The 24,077-nt window shown below is 71.4% G+C and carries 22 protein-coding genes; 9 read left to right on the top strand and 13 right to left on the bottom strand.

All coding sequences use genetic code 11. The features are described 5' to 3' along the window. Positions 1-4 precede the first annotated feature (4 nt). Complete coding sequence (locus ACOWU6_RS05380; protein WP_421074982.1) at positions 5-532, bottom strand: adenine phosphoribosyltransferase; 528 nt, start codon at positions 530-532, stop codon at positions 5-7. 81 nt (positions 533-613) lie between these two features. On the opposite strand from ACOWU6_RS05380, the gene ACOWU6_RS05375 reads away from it, so the two are divergent. Next, complete coding sequence (locus ACOWU6_RS05375; protein ID WP_271173421.1) at positions 614-748, top strand: LAETG motif-containing sortase-dependent surface protein; 135 nt, start codon at positions 614-616, stop codon at positions 746-748. Positions 749-761: 13 nt separating this feature from the next. Here the strand turns inward: ACOWU6_RS05375 and ACOWU6_RS05370 are convergent, their stop codons facing one another. Next, positions 762-1,823, bottom strand: a complete 1,062-nt coding sequence (locus tag ACOWU6_RS05370; protein WP_421074981.1) for a VanZ family protein — start codon at positions 1,821-1,823, stop codon at positions 762-764. 30 nt (positions 1,824-1,853) lie between these two features. Here ACOWU6_RS05370 and ACOWU6_RS05365 point away from each other — a divergent pair, with 30 nt between their 5' ends. From ACOWU6_RS05365 to ACOWU6_RS05355, 3 genes are all read left to right on the top strand, one after another. Next, positions 1,854-2,432 (top strand): hypothetical protein, encoded by a 579-nt coding sequence (locus tag ACOWU6_RS05365; RefSeq protein WP_421074980.1) that lies wholly within the window; start codon positions 1,854-1,856, stop codon positions 2,430-2,432. Further along, the gene (locus ACOWU6_RS05360; RefSeq protein ID WP_421074979.1) at positions 2,432-3,286 is read left to right on the top strand and encodes an endo alpha-1,4 polygalactosaminidase; all 855 of its coding nucleotides are present in this window, start codon (positions 2,432-2,434) and stop codon (positions 3,284-3,286) included. The genes ACOWU6_RS05365 and ACOWU6_RS05360 overlap by 1 nt, the downstream gene beginning before the upstream one ends. Before the next feature lie 115 nt (positions 3,287-3,401). Beyond that, a complete protein-coding gene (locus tag ACOWU6_RS05355; RefSeq protein WP_421074978.1) occupies positions 3,402-3,671 on the top strand; it encodes a GlsB/YeaQ/YmgE family stress response membrane protein in 270 nt (89 codons plus the stop codon). A gap of 87 nt (positions 3,672-3,758) precedes the next feature. On the opposite strand, the gene ACOWU6_RS05350 is transcribed toward ACOWU6_RS05355, so the two are convergent. After that, on the bottom strand, positions 3,759-4,988 hold the full coding sequence (locus ACOWU6_RS05350; RefSeq protein ID WP_421074977.1) for an ROK family protein: 1,230 nt from the start codon (positions 4,986-4,988) through the stop codon (positions 3,759-3,761). A gap of 117 nt (positions 4,989-5,105) precedes the next feature. On the opposite strand from ACOWU6_RS05350, the gene ACOWU6_RS05345 reads away from it, so the two are divergent. From ACOWU6_RS05345 to ACOWU6_RS05325, 5 genes are all read left to right on the top strand, one after another. After that, positions 5,106-6,404, top strand: a complete 1,299-nt coding sequence (locus ACOWU6_RS05345) for an ABC transporter substrate-binding protein (protein ID WP_421074976.1) — start codon at positions 5,106-5,108, stop codon at positions 6,402-6,404. Then, complete coding sequence (locus tag ACOWU6_RS05340) at positions 6,401-7,312, top strand: carbohydrate ABC transporter permease (RefSeq protein WP_421074975.1); 912 nt, start codon at positions 6,401-6,403, stop codon at positions 7,310-7,312. The genes ACOWU6_RS05345 and ACOWU6_RS05340 overlap by 4 nt, the downstream gene beginning before the upstream one ends. After that, positions 7,312-8,211: a carbohydrate ABC transporter permease gene (locus tag ACOWU6_RS05335; protein WP_416383279.1), complete on the top strand. Its 900-nt coding sequence runs from the start codon at positions 7,312-7,314 to the stop codon at positions 8,209-8,211. Before ACOWU6_RS05340 ends, ACOWU6_RS05335 begins: the two co-directional genes overlap by 1 nt. A 77-nt stretch (positions 8,212-8,288) precedes the next feature. Further along, the gene (locus tag ACOWU6_RS05330; RefSeq protein ID WP_421074974.1) at positions 8,289-9,962 is read left to right on the top strand and encodes a glycoside hydrolase family 13 protein; all 1,674 of its coding nucleotides are present in this window, start codon (positions 8,289-8,291) and stop codon (positions 9,960-9,962) included. A gap of 58 nt (positions 9,963-10,020) precedes the next feature. Then, a complete protein-coding gene (locus ACOWU6_RS05325) occupies positions 10,021-11,706 on the top strand; it encodes a glycoside hydrolase family 13 protein (RefSeq protein WP_271173412.1) in 1,686 nt (561 codons plus the stop codon). Positions 11,707-12,000: 294 nt separating this feature from the next. Here ACOWU6_RS05325 and glgB read toward each other — a convergent pair whose 3' ends face one another. The 10 genes from glgB to ACOWU6_RS05275 form a co-directional block, all read right to left on the bottom strand. After that, positions 12,001-14,223, bottom strand: coding sequence for a 1,4-alpha-glucan branching protein GlgB (gene glgB / locus ACOWU6_RS05320; protein ID WP_421074973.1), 2,223 nt, complete (start codon positions 14,221-14,223; stop codon positions 12,001-12,003). Continuing rightward, positions 14,220-16,250, bottom strand: a complete 2,031-nt coding sequence (locus ACOWU6_RS05315; protein ID WP_416383280.1) for a maltotransferase domain-containing protein — start codon at positions 16,248-16,250, stop codon at positions 14,220-14,222. The genes glgB and ACOWU6_RS05315 overlap by 4 nt, the downstream gene beginning before the upstream one ends. 94 nt (positions 16,251-16,344) lie before the next feature. Next, positions 16,345-17,691 carry a four-carbon acid sugar kinase family protein gene (locus ACOWU6_RS05310; protein ID WP_421074972.1) on the bottom strand — a complete coding sequence of 449 codons (1,347 nt, stop codon included), beginning with the start codon at positions 17,689-17,691 and terminating at the stop codon, positions 16,345-16,347. 10 nt (positions 17,692-17,701) lie between these two features. Next, positions 17,702-19,060 carry an MFS transporter gene (locus ACOWU6_RS05305; protein ID WP_271173409.1) on the bottom strand — a complete coding sequence of 453 codons (1,359 nt, stop codon included), beginning with the start codon at positions 19,058-19,060 and terminating at the stop codon, positions 17,702-17,704. A 175-nt stretch (positions 19,061-19,235) separates the two neighbouring features. Continuing rightward, positions 19,236-20,003 carry an SDR family NAD(P)-dependent oxidoreductase gene (locus ACOWU6_RS05300; RefSeq protein ID WP_421074971.1) on the bottom strand — a complete coding sequence of 256 codons (768 nt, stop codon included), beginning with the start codon at positions 20,001-20,003 and terminating at the stop codon, positions 19,236-19,238. Then, complete coding sequence (locus ACOWU6_RS05295; protein WP_421074970.1) at positions 20,000-20,977, bottom strand: 3-hydroxyacyl-CoA dehydrogenase family protein; 978 nt, start codon at positions 20,975-20,977, stop codon at positions 20,000-20,002. The genes ACOWU6_RS05300 and ACOWU6_RS05295 overlap by 4 nt, the downstream gene beginning before the upstream one ends. Further along, positions 20,974-21,930 carry a sugar phosphate isomerase/epimerase family protein gene (locus ACOWU6_RS05290; protein ID WP_271173406.1) on the bottom strand — a complete coding sequence of 319 codons (957 nt, stop codon included), beginning with the start codon at positions 21,928-21,930 and terminating at the stop codon, positions 20,974-20,976. The genes ACOWU6_RS05295 and ACOWU6_RS05290 overlap by 4 nt, the downstream gene beginning before the upstream one ends. 154 nt (positions 21,931-22,084) lie before the next feature. Further along, positions 22,085-22,795 carry a GntR family transcriptional regulator gene (locus ACOWU6_RS05285; RefSeq protein WP_271173405.1) on the bottom strand — a complete coding sequence of 237 codons (711 nt, stop codon included), beginning with the start codon at positions 22,793-22,795 and terminating at the stop codon, positions 22,085-22,087. Between the two features lie 19 nt (positions 22,796-22,814). Next, positions 22,815-23,609, bottom strand: coding sequence for a triose-phosphate isomerase family protein (locus ACOWU6_RS05280; protein ID WP_421074969.1), 795 nt, complete (start codon positions 23,607-23,609; stop codon positions 22,815-22,817). 3 nt (positions 23,610-23,612) lie between these two features. Beyond that, positions 23,613-24,068: a ribose-5-phosphate isomerase gene (locus ACOWU6_RS05275; protein WP_374727757.1), complete on the bottom strand. Its 456-nt coding sequence runs from the start codon at positions 24,066-24,068 to the stop codon at positions 23,613-23,615. Positions 24,069-24,077: the final 9 nt, after the last annotated feature.

The raw sequence follows: 24,077 nt of genomic DNA, 5'->3' as shown, positions 1-24,077 counted from the left end.
CGCGTCAGGCGGACTCGTGCGCCGTGAAGAGGGTGTGCACGTCGCCCGCGACGGCCCGGCCGCCCAGATCGACGAGCTCGAGCACGACGGCCGACCCGGCCACCTCGGCGCCGAGGTCCCGGATGAGCTGCTGGGCGGCCGCGAGTGTCCCGCCGGTCGCGAGCACGTCGTCGAGGAGCAGGACGCGCTCCCCCGGCTTGAGGACGCCCGGCGCCTCGATCGCCGCCGACCCGTACTCGAGGTCGTACGACACGGCGGCCGCCGGCTTGGGCAACTTCCCGGCCTTGCGGATCGGCAGCACCCCGACTCCGGCGACGGCGGCGACATACCCCGCGAGCAGGAACCCGCGCGCCTCGATGCCGCCGACCATGTCGAACCGGCCCTCGAACGGCTCGACGAGCGCGGCGCACGCGACGCGGAGGGCCTCGGGGTCGGCCAGCAGCGGCGAGATGTCGCGGAACAGGATGCCCGGCTCCGGGTAGTCCGGGGTGAGGTCGATGAGCGATTCGGCACGGGCGAGGGCGTCGTTCACCTGCCCAGGCTACCGGCGCCGCCTGGACGGCCGCGGGGGCGGTGCTCCCGGATCGGGGCGGGCATGAGGCAGACTGGGCGCGTGACGACGACCCTCCTCTCCGCTTCGACCGCGCTGGCGAGCACCGGCAACGACCTCGTGCCCTGGATCGTGGGCGGCGCCGTGGTGCTCGTGCTCGCGGGCGCCGGGCTCCTGGTCCTCCGCCGCCGGCAGTGACGCGCGGGGCCGCCTAGACCCGAGCCCCTGCGCGCGCATCCACCGGGCGCATCCTGGAGACGACGCCCGGCAGTCCGCCGCGCTCGGTCGCGATGACGAGCGCGACGATGCTCGCCACGGCGAACAGCGCGTCGAGCGGCGACGTCAGCATGCCGAGGAGCTGCCAGCCGCCGATGCCCGCGAGATAGCGCAGCGCGCGGGCCGCCGGCGCGGGCCCGACCCCGCCCTCCCACCGGACGAGGACGGCGTGGTCGCCCACCGTGCCGCCCGTCACGAGGACGATTGCCCCCAGGAGGACGAAGGGCACGGCGGTCGCCGCGGCGTTCGGGGCGGCGGGATCCAGCTGCGCAGCCGGGACGCCGACGACGTAGAGCTGCCACGCGTTCACGGCGATGCCCGCCGCACCGCCGGTCAGCGCGACCGCGAGCGCGTCGCACAGCATGCCGAGCAGGCGCCGCCAGATCGTCACCGGGCGCGGGGCGTCCGCCACGGGCCGTGCATCGCGGCGGGCGAGCAGCGGCCGCACGGCGAGCGACAGGGCGCCGCCGAGCAGGGCTCCCGCGGTGTTGGCGAGCAGGTCGTCGACGTCGAACAGACGGTACCCGCAGGGGTAGATGCCCCAGACGCCCGTGACCTGGGTCGTCTCGATCGCGAGCGACAGCCCGAACCCGACGAGCGTCGAGACGAGCACGCCGCGCCGCCAGATGAGGCGCAGGAAGAACCCCAGCGGCACGAACAGGAGCACGTTGAGCGCGACCTGCATGACCGCGGGATTGTGCCGCAGGGCGGAGAGCGAGCCGACCGGGTAGTCGAGTATGTCGTCGACGAACTGGAACGGCCGCAGCTGCGGCGCCGCGCAGCGGATCGCGTCGGGGTCGGGGAGCGGAAGCAGCGTGTACGTCCACAGCGCGAGGCCGTAGACGAGGAAGGCGCCCCACAGCAGCAGCTGCCGGAGGGTGAGCCGGCCCTCCCGCCGATACTGCACGGCGACGAACGGCACGAACAGCAGCACCGCGAACACCGCCCCGAGCAGGACGGCGACGACAGCGGGGAGCACCTGACCGTTCACAGGCATCCACGCTATCCGAGCCCCTACCCTGGACCCATGACGCGCCTGCTCGCCGACGCCGACTCGACCCGCTGGGTGCCCGTGACCGGGCGCGGACTCCGCGGCGGCCGCCACCGGAAGGCGGCCATCCGCATGCTCCTCGGGAGCGCCGGCCTCCCGCAGGGCGCTCCCGGGTCGGGATTCCTCGCGTGGATCGCCAATCGCGCGGCGCGCGCGATGATGCGCCGATCGGATGGCCGCATCCTCGCGTGGGTCTGGAAGGACGACCCCGAGCTCCTCGTCGCGATCGCCCAGGTCCAGGAGCTCACGGCGCAGCTGCGGACCGCCCGCGCCATGATGCCGATCGAGTACGACGACACCGAGGACTTCCGGTCGCCGTTCCTCGGGCAGGGCGAGAAGCTCGTCATCGACATGCCGCAGGGCGAGCGCTCCCTCCTCTCGGCGACCTACACGTGGGACACCGGCACGCAGCTCGTCACGCTGCAGGCGGCCTCGCCCGACCGCGAGCGCTTCCGCACGCTGCTGCCGGCGATCGAGGACCTCGCCCGTACCATCCGCCTCTCGGACGACCTCGAGGTCGGCGAGTCGAACGTCCTCCGGCTCCCGCCCGCCTGATGCGGCGGACCGGCGGAGCCGCCGCGCTGCTCGCGGCCGCCGCGCTCGTCGCGGGATGCGCGGCGGCCGACGACGGCATCCGCCTTCCCCCTCCGGACGGCGTGCTCGACTACCAGCTCGGCGGCGCGTACACGCCGGCCGCGGAGGTGACGATCGTCGTGCGCGACCGCACCGAGGCGCCCGCGGCCGGGGCCTACGGCGTCTGCTACGTCAACCTCTTCCAGACCCAGCCGGACCCCGCATCGGGGCCCGACCCCGCGCTCGAGGGGACGACCGCGTGGTGGGACGCCGTTCACCCCGAGCTGCTGCTGCGCGATGCGGACGGCGCTCTCGTGGTCGACGAGGAGTGGAACGAGGCCCTGTTCGACATCCGGACCGCCGCCACGCGCGAGGCGCTGCTCCAGATCCAGTCGGCGTGGCTGCGCGGGTGCGCCGACGACGGCTACGACGCCGTGGAGCCGGACAACCTCGATCAGCACGAGCGCTCGCACGGGCTGCAGACCCTCGACCACGCGCTCGCCTACATGGCGGAGATCGTTCCCCTCGCGCACCGGCTCGGGCTGGCCGTCGCGCAGAAGAACACCGCCGAGCTCGGGGCGTCCGGCCCTGAGCTCGGCTTCGACTTCGCCGTCGCCGAGGAGTGCGAGCTCCACGACGAGTGCGCCGACTACCGCTACCCGGGCCGCGTCCTCGAGATCGAGTACGACGACACGGGCGCCGTCGAGCGCGACGGCATCACGCGGACCGCGTTCGAATGGGCGTGCGCCCGTCGCGCGGGCGACCATCCGATCACCCTCCGCGACCGCGACGCGACCCCGCGCGGCGACCCCGCGCACGTGTTCGCGCACTGCTGAGGCCCGGTTACCGCCGCCGAGTCATCGCTGTCAAGCCCATGCGCCGCCGCCCCCGTCGCCCCTAGGTTTGCATCAGCGGCGCACATCCGCGCACCGCTTTGAGAAGGGAGCAGTCATGGGCTTCATCGCATTCCTCATCCTCGGCCTCATCGCCGGAGCCATCGCGAAGGCCATCCTGCCGGGCAACCAGGGCGGCGGCTGGATCGCCACCCTCATCCTCGGCGTGGTCGGAGCCTTGCTCGGCGGATGGATCGGATCGCTTCTCTTCAGCGCCGACGTGATGAATAACTTCTGGGACCTCGGCACGTGGCTGCTGGCCATCGGAGGCTCGATCATCGTCCTCCTCATCTGGGGACTCATCACGGGTCGACGCAAGACGAACTGAGTGTGAGCGTGCACGGCATGTGAGCGTGCCGGGAATCGAGCGGCACAGGTGGCCGGCGCGTCGGGGGATGCGCCGGCCATCGCCGTCTCAGCGGCGCGGCTCGAAGGCGAGCGGCTCCTCGCGGATGCGGGCGCGAGCCGACTCGACCGCGCCGCGGACGACGATGTCGCGCCCCAGGGTGCTCGCGACAAGCTCGGGCACGGGCGGGTAGAACTCCTCCGCGAGCACCGTCCGCGCACGCGCGAGGACCGGCTCGATCGCCTCCGCGATCGCGCCGGCGATGACGACCCGCTCGATGTCGAGGAGACTCGCGAGGACGAGCGCGACCCGCGCGATGCGGTCGCCGAGCCGATCGAGGATGCCCGCGGCGAGCGCGTCGCCGTCGGCGGCGGCGCGGAAGACGTCGCGCGCCGTGATCTCGTCGACGGGCAGCTCGGCCAGGGCGCTCCGCTCACCGTGCGCCACGGCGTCCTGTGCCCACATGCGGGCGAGCGCGCCGACGCCGTCGGGGCTGCCCGCTCCCTCCACGATGTCGAGGAAGCGCATCTCGCCCGCGCCGCCGCGCGCTCCGCGCAGCAGCCGGCCGTCGACGATGACGCCCGCGCCGAGGCGCTCCCCCGAGAGCAGCGTCGCGACGTTCGCCGTGTGGGCCTGAGCGTCGTGGCTCTGCTCGGCGACCGCCGCGAGGTTGGCGTCGTTCTCGACGACCACGGACGGGCCGGGGAGCGCGTCCGCGAAGCCCGGGTTCATCGTCTTCCAGTAGTCCCGATCTCCCGCGGGCGAGCGCCCGTCGGCGTCGACGGGCGCCGGAACGCCGACGACGACGACGAGCAGATCGTCACGCCGGGCCCCCGCCGCCGCGAGGGCCTCGTCGAGCAGGCGCACGGAGAGCGCGCGGCGCTCGTCCGCCGCCTCGGCGCGACTGCGCTCGGCCGCGGAACCGGGGCGGCGGTCGACGGCGGGCGCGTCGGCGCCGACCTCGCCGAGCACCTTCCCGCGGAGGTCGGCGACGATGGCGGTGAAGCGGTGCTCGCCGGCGTCGATGCCGGCGACGACCCCCGCCTCGTCGCGCAGACGGTAGCGCCGTGCCGGACGCCCCTTGCTCGTCAGGCCGGCGGCGCGGCTGTCCTCGAGCTCGACGAGCCATCCGGCCTCGACGAGGTCGTCGCACACGCCGAGCACCGTCGCGCGGGTGAGCGAGGTCTCCGCCATCACCTCGGCCGCCGTGAACTCCGCGACGCGCAGGGCGAAGCGCACCACCGCGCCGGAGTTCATCCGACGCAGCACCTGGGGCGAGTTCGCCGTGCCGTGAGCCATGTTCTCGACCTTACTGGGGGTCTTGACGCCGCCCGACTGGCGGTGAGAGAGTGTCCCCGTTATATTCGCAGTCTAGATTTACTCGCTGAATAAATCGAGACGCAGGAGAGGACGACGATGTCTTTGGGACTGAGAAGAGCGACGAGGGTCGCCGCGGCCGGGATCGGCGTCGCCGTGACCGCGTCGCTGCTCGCCGGCTGCTCCGCCGGCGGACGGGAGACCGTCCACTTCACGTTCAGCAAGCGCGAGGCGATCTCGTTCATGACCGAGGTGGTCGACGAGTTCAACGCGTCGCAGGACGAGTACGAGGTGGTCATGGACACGTCGGGACCCGACGTCATCGCGGCGAGCTTCGTCCGCGGCAATCCGCCCGACCTCATGCTCGCGAACTACAACCAGGAGGTCGCGCGGTTCGTGCAGCGCTGCGCGCTCTCTGACCTCTCCGAGACCGAGGCGGCCGCCGACATCCGCCCAGAGATGCAGCCCCTCCTCGACCAGTACGGCGTCTGCGAGGGCCGCACGACGGCGCTCCCGTACTCGGTGATGGCCGCATCGGTCATCTACAACAAGGAGATCTTCGCGGAGCACGACCTCGAGGTCCCGCAGACGTGGAGCGAGCTCATCGAGGTCTGCGACACCCTGCAGGCCGCGGGCGTCGCGCCGTTCTACGCGACGTTCGCGGATGCCTGGACGGCGAACCAGGGATGGTTCGACTACGCGATCGGCGGATCCCTCGACGTGCTCGACTTCTACGACCAGCTCGCCGCGCAGGGCACCGACGTCGGCCCGGATTCGCCGGTGTCCTTCCAGAAGGACTTCCTCGAGCCGATCGAGAAGATGCAGCTCCTCGCGAGCACCTACACGCAGCCGAACGCGAGCAGCCGCGGCTACGACGCGGGCAATGTCGCCTTCGCGAACGGCGAGGGCGCGATGTACCTGCAGGGGCCGTGGGCCTTCAGCGAGATCGCGAAGACGAACCCCGACCTCGAGCTGGGCACCTTCCCGCTCCCGATGACCGAGGACCCGGCCGACCTCAAGGTGCGCGTCAACATGGACCTCGTCACGATGATCCCCGAGGAGGCGGAGAACAAGGAGGGCGCGTTCGCGTTCCTCGAGCACCTCTTCCAGCCCGAGCTCATCCAGGAGTACAACGAGTCGCAGCTCGGCTTCGTGCCGACGACGACCGGCGACGACCCGAGCGACCCCCGGGTCGAGGGGATGATCGGCTACTACAACGAGGGCGCGGTCTACCAGGGCCCCGGCGTCCTCAACCCGCGGGCCATCCCGACCGAGAACTACGCGCAGTCGCTCGTCCTCGGTGCCGACGCCTCCTCGGTCCTGCAGACCATGGACGCCGACTGGGCCCGCCTCGCCTTCCGCCAGCCGGCGGTCTCGACCGAGGAGACGGCAGAATGAGCACCACCACGACGATCGTGACCGGCGGCGACCGCCGCGTGCGCCGCAGCCGCAAGCGGGTCGAGCCGATCTACTACCTCTTCCTGCTGCCGTCGCTGCTGCTGTTCACGCTCGCGATCACGCTTCCCGGCGTCATCGGCATCGTCTTCAGCTTCACCGACTCCATCGGGCTCGGCGACTGGAAGTTCATCGGCTTCACCAACTACGTCGCGGCCTTCAGCGACCCGGCCATCCTCTCGAGCTTCCTGTTCACCTTCGGGTTCTCGCTCGTGACGGTCGTCGTCGTGAACGTGATCGCGTTCCTCCTCGCGGTGGGGCTCACGGCGCGCATCCGCTTCAAGATGGGGCTCCGCGCGATCTTCGTCATCCCGATGGTCGTGTCGGGCATCATCATCGCGTACGTCTTCCAGTTCCTGTTCCAGAACTCGCTGCCCGGCGCCGGCGCCGCGCTCGGCATCCCGTTCCTCGAGGAGAGCATCCTCGCGAACCCCGACCTCGCCTGGCTCGGCATCGTCATCGTGACCGCGTGGCAGTCGATCCCCGGCACGCTCCTCATCTACATCGCGGGGCTCCTGTCGATCCCCGGCGAGGTCTACGAGGCCGCCGACATCGACGGCGCGTCCAAGCCGCAGCAGCTGCTGCGGATCACGCTCCCCCTCGTCGCGGGCTACGTCGTCATCAACGTCATCCTCGGCTTCAAGAACTTCCTGAACTCGTACGACATCGTGGTCGGCCTCACGAACGGCGGCCCCGGCACCTCCACCCGCACGATCGCGATGACGATCATCCGCGGCTTCCAGACGGGCGACTACGCCTACCAGATGGCGACAGCGACGCTGTTCTTCATCATCACCGTCATCATCGCCGTCCTGCAGCTGTCGGTGACGCGCGGAAGGAGCGCACTCTGATGTCCACGCACACCGCCCCCACCGGCAGCACGAGAGCCATCGTCACGAGCGCCGCCGGCAAGGCCCCGCGCTTCCGCATGGAGCGCGTGAACTGGTCGGCCACCGTCATCCTGTTCCTGTGCGCGATCACCGTGCTCCTGCCCCTCTACGTCACCGTCTCGATGGCGTTCAAGACGAGCTCGCAGGCGGTCGACGGCAACGCGTTCTCGCTGCCGATGCCGTTCAGCATCCAGGGGTTCATCGACGCCTGGCAGCTCACGAAGTTCCCGGTCGGCTTCGCGATGTCGCTCATCGTGACCGCGGGCACCGTCGTCGCGACGATCATCCTCGCGGCGTTCGCGTCCTACGCGATCGTCCGCAACTGGGATCGGAAGCTATTCCGATGGTCGTTCTTCTACCTGCTCGCGGCCATGTTCATCCCGTTCCCCGTCGTCGCCCTCCCGCAGATCCAGCTCACGGGCCGGGTCGGCCTCGACAACCCGCTCGGGGTCATCCTGCTCGCGACGATGTTCCAGCTGAGCTTCAGCGTGCTGCTGTTCACCGCGTTCCTGCGGTCGATCCCGCTCGAGCTCGAGGAGAGCGCGCGCATCGACGGCGCCTCGACGTGGCAGACGTTCTGGAAGCTCATCTTCCCGCTCCTCGCCCCGATGAGCGCCACGGTCGGCATCTTCGCGTTCCTCTACGCGTGGAACGACTTCATGATGCCGTCGCTCATCATCTCCGACGCGAACCTGCAGACGCTGCCGGTACGCCAGAACCTGTTCCAGACGCAGTTCAGCAGCAACTACAACGTCGCGTTCGCGTCGTACCTCATGGCGATGGCGCCCGCGATCATCGCCTACCTGTTCGCGCAGCGCTGGGTCATGGAGGGCGTCACGCAGGGCGCCGTCAAGGGCTGAGCGCCGAACCGTCCACGGGCGGATGAGCGGGCCGCGCCCGCTCATCCGCCCCTTGCTCCCAGGGGGGATCCCACGTCATGTCAGAGCAGATCGCGCCCGCCGGCGCCGACTGGTGGCGCCAGGCCGCCGTCTACCAGATCTACCCGCGGTCGTTCGCCGACGCGAACGGCGACGGGATCGGCGACCTCCGCGGCATCGTCTCGCGCGTGCCGTATCTCCGCGCGCTCGGGGTCGACGCCGTGTGGCTGAGCCCGTTCTATCCGTCGGCGCTCGCCGACGGCGGATACGACGTGGCCGACTACCGCGACGTCGACCCGCGCATCGGCACGCTCGCCGAGTTCGACGAGATGGTCGCCGCGCTGCACGAGGCCGGCATCCGCGTCGTGGTCGACATCGTGCCGAACCACTCGTCCGACCAGCACGCGTGGTTCCGCGAGGCCCTGGCCGCGCCGAAGGGCTCGTCTGCGCGCGACCGCTACATCTTCCGCGACGGTCTCGGCGAGAACGGCGAGCTCCCGCCCGCCGACTGGCCGTCGGTGTTCGGCGGATCCGCATGGGAGCCGGTCGGCGACGGCCAGTGGTACCTGCACACGTTTGCGAGGGAGCAGCCCGACTTCAACTGGGACAACGCCGAGGTGCGCGAGGACTTCCTCACGACGCTGCGCTTCTGGTCGGATCGCGGCGTCGACGGCTTCCGCATCGACGTCGCGCACCTGCTCGTGAAGGAGCTCGCCGACCCGCTGCCCTCGCAGGCGGAGCTCGACGCCCTCGACCGCGATTCCGGGCGCCATCCGCTGCTCGACCGCGACGAGGTGCACGAGGTCTACGCGCAGTGGCGCGCGGTCTTCGACGAGTACGACCCGCCGCGCACGGCCGTCGCCGAGGCGTGGGTCGACTCGCCCGCGCGCCGCGCGCGCTACGCCTCCCCCGCCGGCCTCGGCCAGGCGTTCAACTTCGACCTGCTCACGGCCGACTTCGACGCCGGCGCCTTCCGCCGCATCGTGGCCGACAACCTCGCGCAGTCCGCGGCCACGGGCTCGTCGTCGACGTGGGTCCTCTCGAACCACGACGTGACGCGCCACGCGACGCGCTACGGCCTGCCTCCGCTGAACGGACGCCGCGTCAAGCAGGGCGTCGAGTGGATGCTCGCGGGCGCGCCAGCCGACGCCGTCGACCTCGCGCTCGGGCTGCGTCGTGCGCGCGCCGCCACGCTCTTCCTGCTCGCCCTCCCCGGCAGCGCGTACCTCTATCAGGGCGAGGAGCTCGGCTTGCACGAGGTCGGCGACATCCCCGCCGAGCAGCGGCAGGATCCCGCGTACCACCGGTCCGTCGGACAGCCGACCTGGAGCTACGACGGGCTCGGGCGCGACGGATGCCGCGTGCCGCTCCCCTGGGCACGCTCGGGCTCGTCGTTCGGGTTCGGCTCCGACGGCGCGCATCTGCCGCAGCCGGCCTGGTTCGGCGACGTCTCCGTCGAGGCGCAGGAGGGCGATCCCGCCTCGACCCTCGGCCTGTACCGCGCGGCCCTGAGACTGCGCCGCGAGCTGCAGTCGGACGAGACGCTCGCATGGCACGATGAGCTCGGACGAGACGATGTGCTCGCCTTCTCCCGCCCCGGCGGGTGGGTGAGCGTGACCAACTTCGGCGACGCTCCCGTCGCCCTTCCCGACGGGGAGGTCGTCCTCGCGAGCGCACCGCTCGACGGCGACCTCCTCCCCGGCGCGGCGACAGCCTGGCTGACCCGCGCATGACCCGCCATCCGCACACCGCACGACCCGCCATCCGCACCGCATTGAGGAGAGAGATCCCTTGACCACGCTCACCGCGACATCCGAACCCACCCTCCTCGGCGAGGCCGACTGGTGGCGCCAGGCCGCCGTGTACCAGATCTACCCCCGCTCCTTCGCGGACGCGAACGGCGACGGCATCGGCGACCTGCGCGGCATCATCTCGCGCATCCCGTACCTGCGCGCCCTCGGGATCGATGCGGTGTGGCTCAGCCCGTTCTATCCGTCGGCCCTGGCCGACGGCGGCTACGACGTCGACGACTACCGCGACGTCGACCCGAAGATCGGGACCCTCGAGGAGTTCGACGAGATGGTCCGCGAGCTCCATGCCGCGGGCATCCGCCTCATCGTCGACCTCGTCCCGAACCACTCCTCCGACCGCCACGCGTGGTTCCAGGAGGCGCTGCGCTCGCCCAAGGGGTCGCCCGCGCGCGACCGCTACATCTTCCGCGACGGACGCGGCGAGAACGGCGAGCTGCCGCCCGCCGACTGGGAGAGCATCTTCGGCGGCCCGTCGTGGACGCGCGTCGAGGACGGGCAGTGGTACCTGCACCTCTTCGCGAAGGAGCAGCCCGACCTCAACTGGGACAACGAGGAGGTCCGCGCCGACTTCCGCACGACGCTGCGCTTCTGGGCCGACCGGGGTGTCGACGGGTTCCGCGTCGACGTCGCGCACGGCCTCGCCAAGCACCTCCCCGATGAGCTGCCCTCCAAGGAGGAGATGAAGGCGATCACCGAGCCCGGTCAGCACCCCCTGTGGGACCGCGACGAGGTGCACGACATCTACGCCGACTGGCGGAAGGTCTTCGACGAGTACGACCCGCCGCGCATCGCCGTCGCGGAGGCGTGGGTCGAGACGTCGCGCCGCCCGCGGTACGCGAGCGCAGAGGGGCTCGGCCAGGCGTTCAACTTCGACCTGCTGCAGGCCGACTTCGACGCCGCGCAGTTCCGGACGATCATCGCCGAGAACCTCGCCCTGTCGGCGGCGTCGGGCTCGTCGACGACGTGGGTGTTCTCGAACCACGACGTCGTCCGGCACGCGACCCGCTACGGCCTGCCGACGCCGACCGAGAAGGTCGAGACGTCGGAGATCATGGCCATCCCCAGCAAGGACTGGCTGCTCCGCGGCGCCCCCGAGGAGGAGCTCGACCGCGAGCTCGGCGTGCGCCGTGCACGCGCGGCGACGCTGCTCGAGTTCGCGCTTCCCGGCTCGGCGTACCTGTATCAGGGCGAGGAGCTCGGTCTGCACGAGGTCGGCGACATTCCCGACGAGGCGCGGCAGGACCCGTCGTTCTTCCGCAACAAGGGCGTCGAGGTGGGCCGCGACGGATGCCGCGTGCCGCTGCCCTGGACGACGAGCGGCTCGTCGTTCGGCTTCGGCCCGAACGGCGCGCACCTGCCCCAGCCGGCCTGGTTCGCCGAGGTCTCGGTCGAGGCGCAGGACGACGACCCCGCGTCGACGCTCAACCTCTACCGCGAGGCGCTCCGCCTGCGGCACGAGCTCCAGGCGGCGGAGGCGCTGACGTGGGATGAGAAGCTCACCACGGGCGACGTGCTGGCGTTCTCGCGCCCGGGCGGCTGGACGAGCGTCACGAACTTCGGCGACACCCCGGTTCCGCTGCCTGAGGGCGAGGTGCTCCTCTCGAGCTGGCCGCTCGAGGGCGACGAGCTCCCCGGCGCGACGACCGTCTGGCTCCAGCGCGGCTGACGCCGTCCCCCACGTGTCTCACTCGTCGCGGGTTCCGCCTCCGGATACCCGCGACGAGTGAGACACGCTTGCGTGGCCGCGGGCACACCATGTCTCACGACACGCGGGAATACCCCGCCCATACCCACCGCGGTTGAGACACGCCCACCCCGCCAGGCGCACCATGTCTCATGACACGCGGGAATACCCCGCCCATACCCACGGCGGTTGAGACACGCCCACCCCACCGAGACACGCCCGCCCCCGGCAAGACACGTCGCCCGGACAAGCGCGCCACGCGCCCCCGACCCCGCGTCAGCGCTTGCGCCGGAACCACACCGTCGACAGCGGCGGCAGCACGACCTCCGCGTGCGCGGGCCATCCCTTGTGCTCGCCGGCGACCGCCGTGACCGCGCCGAGGTTGCCCACGCCAGAGCCTCCGTACGCCTCGGCGTCGGTGTTGAGGCACTCCTCCCACTCCCCGTCACCCGGGAAGCCGAGGCGGTAGCCGTGGTGCGGCATGGCCGCGAAGTTCGTCGCCGAGAGGATCTCGTCGTCGCCGCTGCGGCGCACGAACGCGAACACGTTCCCCGCCGCATCGTCGGCCTCGACCCACGCGAACGAGCCGGGGTCGGCGTCGGATCGCCAGATCGCGGGCGACTCGCGGTACCGCGCATTGATGTCGCGGAGCGCGTCACGCAGCCCTCGGTGCTCGGGGTGGTCGAGCAGCCACCAGTCGAGCTCGCGCGACTCGGCCCACTCCGCCTCCTGGCCGAACTCCGAGCCCATGAAGAGCATCTGCTTGCCGGGGTGGGCCCACATGAACGCGTAGTACGCGCGCAGCGTCGCGAGCTGGCGCCAGCGGTCGCCGGGCATCTTGCGCAGCAGCGAGCCCTTGCCGTGCACGACCTCGTCGTGCGACAGCGGCAGGACGTAGTTCTCGCTCCACGCGTAGACCAGCGAGAAGGTCATCTCGCCGTGGTGGTACGCACGGTGGATGGGGTCGCGCTGCAGGTACTGCAGCGTGTCGTGCATCCATCCCATGTTCCACTTGAAGCCGAATCCGAGGCCGCCCGCGCTCGTCGGCTGCGTGACGCCGGGCCACGCGGTCGACTCCTCGGCGATCATCGAGATGCCCGGCACGCGCTTGTAGGCGGTCGCGTTCAGCTCCTGCAGGAACTGCACGGCCTCGAGGTTCTCGTGGCCGCCGTGGATGTTCGGGGTCCACTCCCCCGGCTCGCGCGCGTAGTCGAGGTAGAGCATCGATGCCACGCCGTCGACCCGGAGCCCGTCGGCGTGGAACTCCTCGAGCCAGTACAGCGCGTTGCCGTAGAGGAAGTTCCGCACCTCGCGGCGCCCGAAGTCGAAGATGTGCGATCCCCACTCCTTGTGCCATCCGCGCTGCGGGTTCGGGTCCTCGTAGAGCGGTGCGCCGTCGAACTGGACGAGCGCCCAGGGGTCGGTCGCGAAGTGGCCGGGAACCCAGTCGAGGATGACCCCGATGCCCGCCTGGTGCAGGCGATCGACGAGCAGGCGCAGGCCGTCGGGATCGCCGAACCGGCTGTCGGGCGCGTAGTAGCCCGTCACGTGGTAGCCCCACGATCCGCCGAACGGATGCTGCATGACCGGCATGAGCTCGACGTGCGTGAAACCGAGGTCGGCGAGGTACGGCACGAGCTCGTCGGCCAGCTGCGCGTACGACCGGTCGCGGCGCCAGGAGGCGAGGTGCATCTCGTAGATCGACATCGGCGCGTCGACCTGGCCGCGCGACGCGCGCGCCGCCATCCACTCGTCGTCGCCCCACTCGTACGCCGAGTCGAACACGCGCGACGCGGTCTGCGGCGGCACCTCGGCCCATGCGGCCATCGGGTCGGCCTTCTCGCGCCACACGCCGTCGGCGCCGAGGATGACGTACTTGTAGGTCGTGCCGCTGCCGACGTCCGGCACGAACAGCTCCCAGATGCCCGAGCTGCCGAGCTGGCGCATCGGGTGCTCGCGGCCATCCCAGCTGTTGAAGTCGGCCTTGAGGCGCACGGCGCGGGCGCGCGGCGCCCAGACCGCGAACGCCGTGCCCGTGACGTCGGGCGCGACGCCCAGGCCGTCGTAGCGATGCACGTGCGCGCCGAGCACGGTCCACAGCTGCTCGTGCCGCCCCTCGCCGATGAGGTGGAGGTCGACCTCGCCGAGCGTCGGCAGGAACCGGTACGGGTCGTCGCGCTCGATCGGCTCCGACCCCTCGTAGGCGACCTCGAGCCGATACGCCGGGACGTCGGCCACGGGCAGCACCCCGGCCCAGACGCCCTCGTGCTCGTGCGCGAGGTCGACCGCGGCCCATCCGTCGGGGTTCTTGCGCGTCGGCGCGGGCAGGCGATAGCGCACCGTGACCGACTTCGCGAGCGGCTTCAGCACCCGGACCGTGACGCCGCCGTCGTGCGGGTGCGGCCCGAGGACGGCGTGCGGATCGCCGTGCTCGCCGTGGGCGATCTGCGCGAGGATCGCCGGATCGATGGGCAGGACGGATGGCGATGACGCGGTCATGACGCTCCCCTCGGGATGTCGGCGGCGGGGCTCGGCGCCGGCTCGGCGTGCGGGTCGCGCACGGCGAGGATGTGGGCCACCTCGTGGCCGGGGTCGAGCCGCACGTACGCGTCGCGCCCCCACGTCCACTCGCTGCCGGTGATCTCGTCGCGGACGGCGAACGCCTCGGGCAGGCCGGCCGCCGCGAGGTCGAGGTGGACCATCGTCTCGCGCGTCCCGTGCGGATCGAGGTTGATGACGACGATGACCGTGTCGCCCTGGCGATCGGACTTCGAGAAGCAGAGCACGTGGTCATCGTCCGTCCAGTGGATGACGAGGCTGCGCAGCTGCTGGAGGGCGGGGTGCGCCCGACGGATCTCGTTGAGCCGCGTGAGGTACGGCGCGAGCGTGCGCCCCTCGCGCTCCGCGCCCTCCCAGTCGCGGATGCGGATCTGGTACTTCTCGCTGTCGAGGTACTCCTCGCTGCCGGGCTTGACCGCGACGTGCTCGAAGAGCTCGTAGCCCGCGTACACGCCCCACGAGGGCGAGCCCGTCGCGGCGAGCGCCGCCCGCAGGCGGAACGCCGCGGGGCCGCCGTACTGGAGGAACCCGTGGAGGATGTCGGGGGTGTTCACGAAGAAGTTCGGCCGCATGAGGTGGTCGCTCTCGGTCGCGACCTCGCGCAGGTAGTCCTCGATCTCGCCCTTCGCGGTGCGCCACGTGAAGTACGTGTACGACTGATGGAAGCCGACCGCGCCGAGCGTGTGCATCATCGCGGGGCGCGTGAACGCCTCCGAGAGGAAGAGCACGTCGGGGTCGGTGCGGCGGATCTCGCCGAGGAGCTTCTCCCAGAACTGCACGGTCTTCGTGTGCGGGTTGTCCACGCGGAAGATCCGCACGCCGTGACTCATCCACAGCCGGACGACGCGCAGCACCTCGGCGTAGATGCCGTCGAAGTCGTTGTCGAAGTTGATCGGGTAGATGTCCTGGTACTTCTTGGGCGGGTTCTCCGCGTACGCGATCGACCCGTCGGCCCGCGTCGTGAAGAACTCCGGATGCTCCTTCACCCACGGATGGTCGGGGGCGGCCTGGAGCGCGAGGTCGAGCGCGACCTCGAGGCCGAGCTTGTTCGCCTTCTTCACGAACGCGTCGAAGTCGGCGAAGGTCCCGAGATCGGGGTGGATGGCGTCGTGCCCGCCGTCCTTCGAGCCGATCGCCCACGGCGATCCGACGTCGTCCGGCCCCGGCGTGAGCGTGTTGTTCGGCCCCTTGCGGTTGATCTCGCCGATCGGATGGATGGGCGGCAGATACAGCACGTCGAAGCCCATCGCGGCCACCGCGGGAAGGCGCTTGGCCGCGGTCTTGAACGTGCCGCTGACGACCTTGCCCGTCTTCCTGTCGACCTTCGCGCCCTCGGAGCGGGGGAAGAACTCATACCAGCTGCCGAACAGCGCGCGCGGACGGTCGGCGTACAGCGGGTAGGGCCCCGCGACCGTCAGCAGGTCGCGAAGCGGATGCGCGCGGAACAGCGCGACGACCTCGTCGCTCGCGAGCTGGGCCATCCGCGCCTCAGCCGGCCGCGACGCATCCGTCGCGGCCTCGAGCGCGCCCTGCAGCACCTCGCGCTCGGCGGCCGACAGCGCCGCCGCGTCGATGCGCTCGAGCAGCAGCCGCCCCTCCAGGAACATGAGGTCGACGTCGACGCCGGCGGCGATCTTCACGCTCGCCGCGTGCTCCCACGTCGCGAGCGGATCGGACCATCCGTGCACCTCGAAGGTCCACGCGCCCTCGACGTCGGGGGTGACCCACGCCTCGTAGCGGTCGGTGCCCTTCGCGATCTCGCGCATGCGCACCGGCGGGCGCCGCGCGCCATCCGGATCGATCAGCACCACCTCGGCGCCGAGACGGTCATGGCCTTCGCGGAAGACCGTCGCGCGCACGGGAAGGGGCTCGCCCCGAGTCGCCTTCGCCGGCAGCTCGCCGCCCTCGATGAGCGGATGGACGTCGATCACGGGAATGCGTCCGACCATGGCACCCAACCTAGCCATCCGGAGCACCCGGCGACTACCCGCGTTCCCGCGCGTGTCGACGGTGTCCGGAGAGTTCCCGACCGCGTTCGGTCGACACGGTAGAGTGCGCCGCTCAGCCCGCGGAGCGGCGGCCGGTCCGCGCGGCCGCCTGCTCGAGGCGGCCGACGACGCGCACGAGGCCGTCGTCGCCGCCGACGTTGCCGGCGAACACGACGTACGGCAGCCCCGGCGCGCGGCCGTCGACGGGGCGCCACACGGAGACGATGCCGGGCAGCACCGTGCCCACGACCTCGGCGCGGCTCATCCCGAGCGCCTCGGTCGCGACGTCGGACGACGTGATGCCTCCCTTCGCGACGAGGAAGGCGGGCTGCCGGCGCGCGAGCACCTCGCGCACGACGTCGACGACCGCGGCGCTCACCTCGCGGGCGATCGCGAGGCTGCCCTCGGCGTCGTCGCCGCGCCGCAGGGCGCGGCTCGTCCGGAAGACGACCGTGCCGCGCTCGAGCGCCGCGACGATCGCATCGGCGAGGGCGCGCCGGTGCGCGGCGTCCGACGGGCGCGCCGCGTCGAGCTCGACGATCGGCAGCTCGCGGTCCGCGAGCAGCCGTTCGAGCTGGCGGGTCGTCATCGCGACGTGCGATCCGACCACCACGAGCCCGCCTGGTGCGCCGCCCTCCGGCGCCGCGAGCTCGTGGTCCGCCACGGGGCTGCTCGCGCGCTGGCCGAGCCGCGCCCGCACGAAGGACGGCCCCGACCGGTAGACGAGCCTCCGGCCGTCCGCCTCCGCGCGCTGCACCGCCTCCGCCACGACGCGCAGGTCGTCGTCGTGCTCGGCGTCGACGGCCACGACCCGCCCGTCCCGCGCCTCGTCGAGGATGGTGCGCACGCGATCCGGCCCGCCCTCGCGGATGTCGGACAGGCGGATCTGCGCGACGTCGGATGCGCGCACGCGCCCGCCCGTCTGCTCCTCGACCCAGCGCGGCAGCGCCGACTCGCGGAAGCCGAACGTCGCGTCGCGCGCGAACTCGGTCTCGCCGACGGGCGTGCGCGTGCCGTCGGAGCCGACGACGAGGTGCACGCCGTCGACCGTGATGCGCCCGGCGTCGATGTAGGCGGGGACGAGCAGCACGGCGTCGACGGGCCGCGGCTCGGAGGCCGCGAGCACGTCGGTCTCGAGCGGGAAGTGCCCGCGCAGGGTCGAGTCGCCGCGCGCCATGAACACGGGATCGACGCCGAGCTCGGCCGCGACTCCGCGAACGGCGGCGGCCACGCCGGCCACGCGCTCCGCGGCCTCGGCGGGTCCGAGGCTGCGGGTGTTGGTGAGGATGAAGAACCCCTCCCCGCCCTGATCGAACGCCCACCGCAGATCGTCGGGGTCCGTCCGCGTCAGGACGGGGACGCCGCGGATCGTCTGCGTGCCGGTGGGGTCGTCGTCGAGGACGATGACAGGGCGGGGCATGGGGTCCTCCTCAGTGGGCCGGGGTCTGCGCGGGCGCGTCGTCGAGCAGGTCGTCGGCCTTCGCGCGGAAGAAGCGCGTGCCGAGCATCATGGCGGCCGCGAGGAACGCGAACACCCCGAGCGAGACCACGCCCCAGGCGCCGCTCTCGGTCGGCATCGCCTCGTTGAAGGCCGTGCGCATGAGCGGGGCGACGAAGCCGCCGAGGTTGCCGAGGGAGTTGATGAGGCCGATGCCGGCCGCGGCCGCGGTGCCGGTGAGGAACGCCGTCGGGAAGGACCACGTGATCGGGCCCACCGAGAGGAAGCTCGCGACCGCGACGGTGATGAAGAGGATGCCGAGGAGCGGCTGGTCCGTCGCCCCCGCCCACGCGGATCCGACGATGAACGCCCCCGTGAGGACGTAGAACGTGGCGCCCCAGTTGCGACGGCGCCTCACCGTGTCGGCCTTGTTGCCGAAGTAGTAGCAGGCGAACAGGCCCACGAGCCACGGGATCGCCGTGACGAGGCCGACCTGCCATCCGACGTCCTGGCCCAGGAGCCCGGCCACCTGCTGCGGCAGGTAGAAGGTGGTGCCGTACACCGCGATCTGCAGGCAGAAGTAGATGACCGTGAAGTACCAGACCTTCCAGTTGGCCATCGCGCGCCAGATGCCGGTCGGGCCGTCCTCCTGGCGCACAGCGTCCTCACGCGCCATCACGTCGATCAGGGCGCGCTTCTCGTCGTCGTTCAGCCACTTGGCCTTCTGCGGCGTGTCGATGAGCAGGAAGATCGCCGCCACACCGGCGATGACCGCGAGCATGCCCTCGCTGAAGAACATCACCTGCCAGCCCGCCCACGGCGTGTACTGGTCGCCGAAGCTGATCAGGCCGCCGGAGAGCGGAGCGCCGAGCATCTGCGAGAACGGCTGAGCGAGGTAGAAGATCGCGAACATGCGCACGCGCACCTTGTTCGGGAACCACTCGGCCAGGAACATGATGACGCCGGGGAAGAGCCCGGCCTCGGTGACGCCGAGCAGGAACCGCAGGATGATGAACATCGTGTCGTTCGTCGTGAACGCGAACGCCGCCGCGACGAGGCCCCACGTGATCGCGATCCGCGCGAGCCACCATCGGGCGCCGAACCTCTTGAGCGCGAGGTTCGACGGGATCTCGAAGATCGCGTAGCCGATGAAGAAGATGCCGGCGCCGAGCGCGAACGCTCCCGCGGAGATGCCGCGGTCGGTCTGCAGCGCGGCCTCGGCGAAGCCGACGTTGGTGCGGTCGAGGAACGCGACGAAGTACAGGATGACGAGCATCGGCATGAGGTGCCGGGTCGCCTTGCGGACGGCGCTGGCGAGCGGCTCCGTCCTCAGGGTGGCGGTGTCAGCCATAGATGGACTCTCCTTCGAGCATGGCTACGGACGGGTTGGGGGGTGTCGGGTCGAGGTCGTCGGTGCGGGTCAGACCGCGAGGATCTGCCAGATCCCGATGCCGACGAGGACGATGCCGAGGGCGAGGAACGCCAGGCGGGACTTGCTCCAGCTGCCGGTGGTCATGGAGGACTCCTCAGTGCATGTAGGTGCCGCCGTCGATGTTCAGGGTCTGGCCCGTCACATAGCCGGCGTCTTCGCTGATCAGGTAGGCGACGCCCGCGGCGATGTCGCGAGGGGAGCCGATGCGGGGCAGCACGCCGTCGGCGGCCATGGCCGTCTTCCGCTCCTCGGTGAGGGTGCCGCCCATGATGTCGGTGTCGATGGGGCCAGGAGCGATCGCGTTCACGGTCACGCCGAGACGCCCGAGCTCGCGCGCGACCGATCGGGTGAAGCCGATGACCCCGGCCTTGGCCGCGGAGTACGCGGTCTTCGAGAACGTGCCGCCGCCGCGCTGTGCCGAGATCGACGACATGCTCACGATGCGGCCGAGCCCGTTCGCGGTCATCGTCTCCGCGGCCCGCCGTGTGGCGTAGTGCACGCCGTTGAGGTTGATCGCGATGACGCGGTTCCACTCCTCGGGCGTGACCTCGAGGTACGGATCCGGCGACGAGACGCCCGCGAGGTTCACGAGCGCGACGAGCGTCGGCAGCCGCGGCTCGAGCGCATCGAAGGCGGCGCGCACCTGCACCTCGTCGGCGACGTCGGCCCCGGCTCCCGCGGCTGTGACGCCGTGCTGCTCGGCGATCTCGTCGGCGACGCCCTGCGCGGCCGCCTCGTCGAGGTCGATGATGCCGATGCTCCAGCCCCGCTCGGCGAGGTAGTGCGCCGTGGCCCGGCCGATGCCGCGCGGCGACGCCGCGCCGGTCAGGATCACGGTGCGCTCTGCCGGGAACGCGCTCATCGGACGACCTCCGACGCCTGCGCCGCGGGCTCGATCGGGGCGGGGCCCAGCTCGTCGAGCAGCTTCTGCATCGCGACGTACGCCCTGTTGCGGTAGGCCACCAGCTCGGGCGTGCGCTCGGCGGGGACGTCGAGGAATCCCCCGCCCGACTTCGTGCCGAGCTTGCCGGCGTCGACGAGCTCCTGCAGGGCGGCCGGGGTGGCGAAGCGCTCGGGCCACCGGGTCTGCAGCGACTCGTAGCAGAAGGCGTAGACGTCGAGCCCGGCCATGTCGGCGATCGCGAACGGGCCGAAGAACGGAAGGCGGAAGCCGAACGTCGTGCGCACGATCGTGTCGACGTCGGAGGCCGACGCGACGCCCTCCTCGACGAGCTGCGACGCCTCGGCGAACAGCGCGTACTGGAGGCGGTTGAGCACGAAGCCCGTCGAGTCCTTCACGCGCGCGGTCTGCTTGCCCGTGGCCCGCACGACCTCCTCGACGAACGGCAGGATGGCCTCGTCGGTGCCCTCGTGGGGGATGATCTCGACACCCGGGATGAACGGAGCGGGGTTCGAGAAGTGCACCCCGAGGAAGCGCTCGGGATGCTCCACGGCGGTCGCGAGCGACGCGATCAGGATCGTCGACGTGTTGGATCCGATGACGGCGTCGGGCCGGGCCGCGGCGGAGATGCGGGACAGGGTGGCGTGCTTGATCTCGATCTTCTCGGGCGCGGCCTCCTCGATGAGGTCGGCGCCCGCCACGGCCTCCTCGATGGATGCGGCGGCCGTGAGGCGCGCCTGGATCCGCTCGACGGCGTCCGCCGGGAACAGTCCGTCTGCGACGAACTGCCCGGCCTCGGTGAGGAGGCGCTCGAGGTTGGCGGCGGCGATCTCCGCCGAGACGTCGGCGATGCGGACGTCGTAGCCGGCGAGCGCGAGCACCTGGGCGATGCCGCCGCCCATGTAGCCCGATCCGACGATGGCGATGGTGGTCACTGCTGACGCTCCTTGATGTTGCGGGGGATGAGGGTGCGGAGGTATCGCGCGTTCGTGGCGCAGACGCCGAGCGAGTCGCCGCCGTACTGCTCCATGAGGAAGATGCCGCGGAAGCCGATCTCGTTGATGGCCTCGCGCACGACCTGGCGGTAGTTGATGAGGCCGAGCTCCATGCTCGTCGGGACCGACGTGGCCCACGATCCGTCGCCCGCCTCGTCGCGCGTGTAGTTCTTGACGTGCCAGTAGTTCGTGTACGGAAGCGTCTTGGCGAACATCTCGCGCCAGTCCTCGATGGGGCGATGCAGGCGGATGAGGTTCGCGATGTCGGGATTGATGCCGACGTTGTCGAGGCCGATGTCCTCGATGAGTCGGACGGCGCTGTCGGCTGTGCCGACGTAGGTGTCCTCGTACATCTCGAGCGACATCTGCAGGCCGACCTCGGCCGCGTGCCGGCCCAGCTCCCGCAGACGCGACACGGCCGCCTTCCAGACCTCCGGGTCATCCGGGTCCTTCGGGCCCTGCGCGGTCCAGAACCACAGCGCATCCCGCTGGGCCTCGCTGAAGGGCTGGTGGAGGCCGGTCGAGAAGACGTCCATGCCCCACTCGGCCGCGGCGTCGATCGTGCGGTGGGCGTACGCGAGGTTCTCGTCCTCGCGCCCCGGCCAGATCACGCTGCGGCGCTGCAGGTGCACGCTGGGAATGCGCACGCCGTGCGATCGGGCGATCGCGAGGAGCTCGTCGCGGCGGCTCGCCTCGAGATCGGCGGGGCGCACGTGGCTGTCGGCGAGCTCGGCGAGGTCGAAGCCGACCTCCTCGATCTGCTCGAACATGTCGTCCCACACCTCGGGGGCCGCGTCGTGCAGGGCCGTGCCGTCGCGCCCCACCGTGGGGAATCCGTGCAGGCAGGTCGCGATCGGCCATCCCTCGCGCGTGTACTCGTATGCAGTCGCCATGTGGTGTGCTCCGTTGCGTTCTCGCGCCATCGGCGGCGCATCATCGATCCTATAGGATCTTTGCTCGGACGCGTCAAGGGCGGATCCGAGGATCCGAGGGATCAGCGGAGACCCCGCCGTCAGACGCGGCGGCTGCGCGACCGTGCGCGCGGGATCAGCGGTCGGTGTCGCGCAGGGAGCGCGCCCGCACCTTCTCGAGGTGCGCGCGCATGCAAGCGACGGCCGCCTCGGCGTCGCCGCGCTCGACCGCGTCGAGGATCGTCTCGTGCTCGGCGACCGCCTCGCGGACGTCGTCGGGCCCGCCCATGACGGCCTGGCGCATCCGATGCGTCAGGGCGCCGAGCCCGTCGTGCATCTCCAGCAGGTAGTGATTCCCGTTCGCGAGGAACAGCTGCCGGTGGAACTCGCCGTCCGCGGCGAAATAGGCCTTCGTCACCTCGAGCGGCACGCCCGCGTCGTCGTGGGCGGCGATGACCGCCTCGGCCGCGTCGACGTGCCCCGCATGCGCTGCGCGGAGTGCGGTCACCGCGGCAGCGCCTCCCCTGACGGCGCCCCCGGCAGCGGCCGTCTCGATGACCAGGCGCGCGTCGAACAGCTGCTCGAGCTCCTCGGGCGCGAGCGGAGGAGCCACGCGGTAGCCGCGCAGCGCCTCGCGGGTCACGAGGCCGGTGCGCTCCAGCTGGACCATCGCCTCCCGCACGGGCGTCGGCGACACGTCGAGAAGGCGGGCCATCGAGTCGATCGACAGGCGCGCACCCGGCTCGACCTCGCCGGTCAGCAGCATCTCGAGGATCAGATCGTAGACACGGTCTCGCAGACCGCGCCGCTCGATCTCGACGACGCGTCCCAGCGGCAGACTGCTCACGCGTGCTCCTCCTCGGCGCTCACTCCGTTCCCGGCCGCCGGACCCCGTCGCTCTGGGCGAGGGATCCCGCTTCGTCGAGAATACGGCCGAACGCCTCGGGATCATGTGCGAAGCGACCGAGGAAGAGCCCGTCGACGGCCGCGCCGATGCGCGAGAGCAGCCCCGGCCCGGCGCTGCCGCCGTAGAGGACGGCCGAATCGGCGGCCATCCCCATCGCCCGCAGTGCCGCGCGCAGCTCCGCGCACACGACGCGGATGTGCCCGTCGGGCGCCGGCTCCGGCGCTCCGATCGCCCAGACCGGCTCGTATGCCACGAGCACCCGCCCGTCGCGTCCCGCGGCGAGCGCGGGGGCGAGCGACGCCCGGAGCTGCCGCACGGCCGCACGCGCCGCATCCTGCGGCGACCCCTCGCTCTCCTCCCCGACGCACACGAGCGGCGTCATCCCCGCGGCGAGGATGGCGTCCGTCTTCCGCGCGACGGTCTCATCGGTCTCGCCGAAGTGGCGACGCCGCTCGGCATGGCCGACCTCGACGAGGCTCACCCCGAACTCGGCGAGCTGCCGCGGCGACACCTCCCCCGTGAACGCGCCGTCGTCCCAGTGCGCGTCCTGCGCGCCGACGCGCAGCGGCCCGTCGGCGGCGACCGCCGCGACCTCCGCGATCGACAGGAAGCCCGGGATCGCGAACGGCTCGACCGCCCCCGAGCGCACCGCGGGATGCGCTCGGCTCAGCTCATCCACGGCGCGGGCCCAGGTCATCGTGCGCTCGCGCCCGAAGTAGGCCTTCAGGCTCGCGCCGACGACGAAGCGCGCCACGGTTCAGTCGCCCTCGTACGCGCAGATGTCGTTGACCTTGTCGTTCGACGCGCTGGACGGGTCGAACGTGTACGTCAGCCACTCCGCGGCGAGACGGCGCGCCAGCTCGATGCCCACCACGCGCTGGCCCATGCAGAGCACCTGCGCGTTGTTCGACAGGATCGAGCGCTCGACCGAGAACGAGTCGTGCGCGGTCACGGCGCGGATGCCCTTGACCTTGTTGGCAGCGATCGCGACACCGAGCCCCGTGCCGCAGATCAGGATGGCCCGGTCGGCTTCGCCGCGCGCGATGCGCTCGGCCGCCTCGATCGCGATCCGGGGGTAGGAGGTGTGCCCGTCGGCGTCGACGCCGACGTCGGCGACGCTCTCGACGAGGTCGCTCGCCTCGAGGTCTCCCTTGAGGATCTCCTTGTACTGGTAGCCGGCGTCGTCGCAGCCGACGATGAGGCGCAGGGCCATGGTCACTCC

Origin of the sequence: Microbacterium sp. SA156, from assembly GCF_049065455.1 — a bacterium.
In the GTDB taxonomy this organism is placed as follows: domain Bacteria; phylum Actinomycetota; class Actinomycetes; order Actinomycetales; family Microbacteriaceae; genus Microbacterium; species Microbacterium barkeri.
The sequence above is the reverse complement of the archived record's forward strand: the minus strand, read 5'-3'. Positions and strand labels throughout refer to the sequence as shown.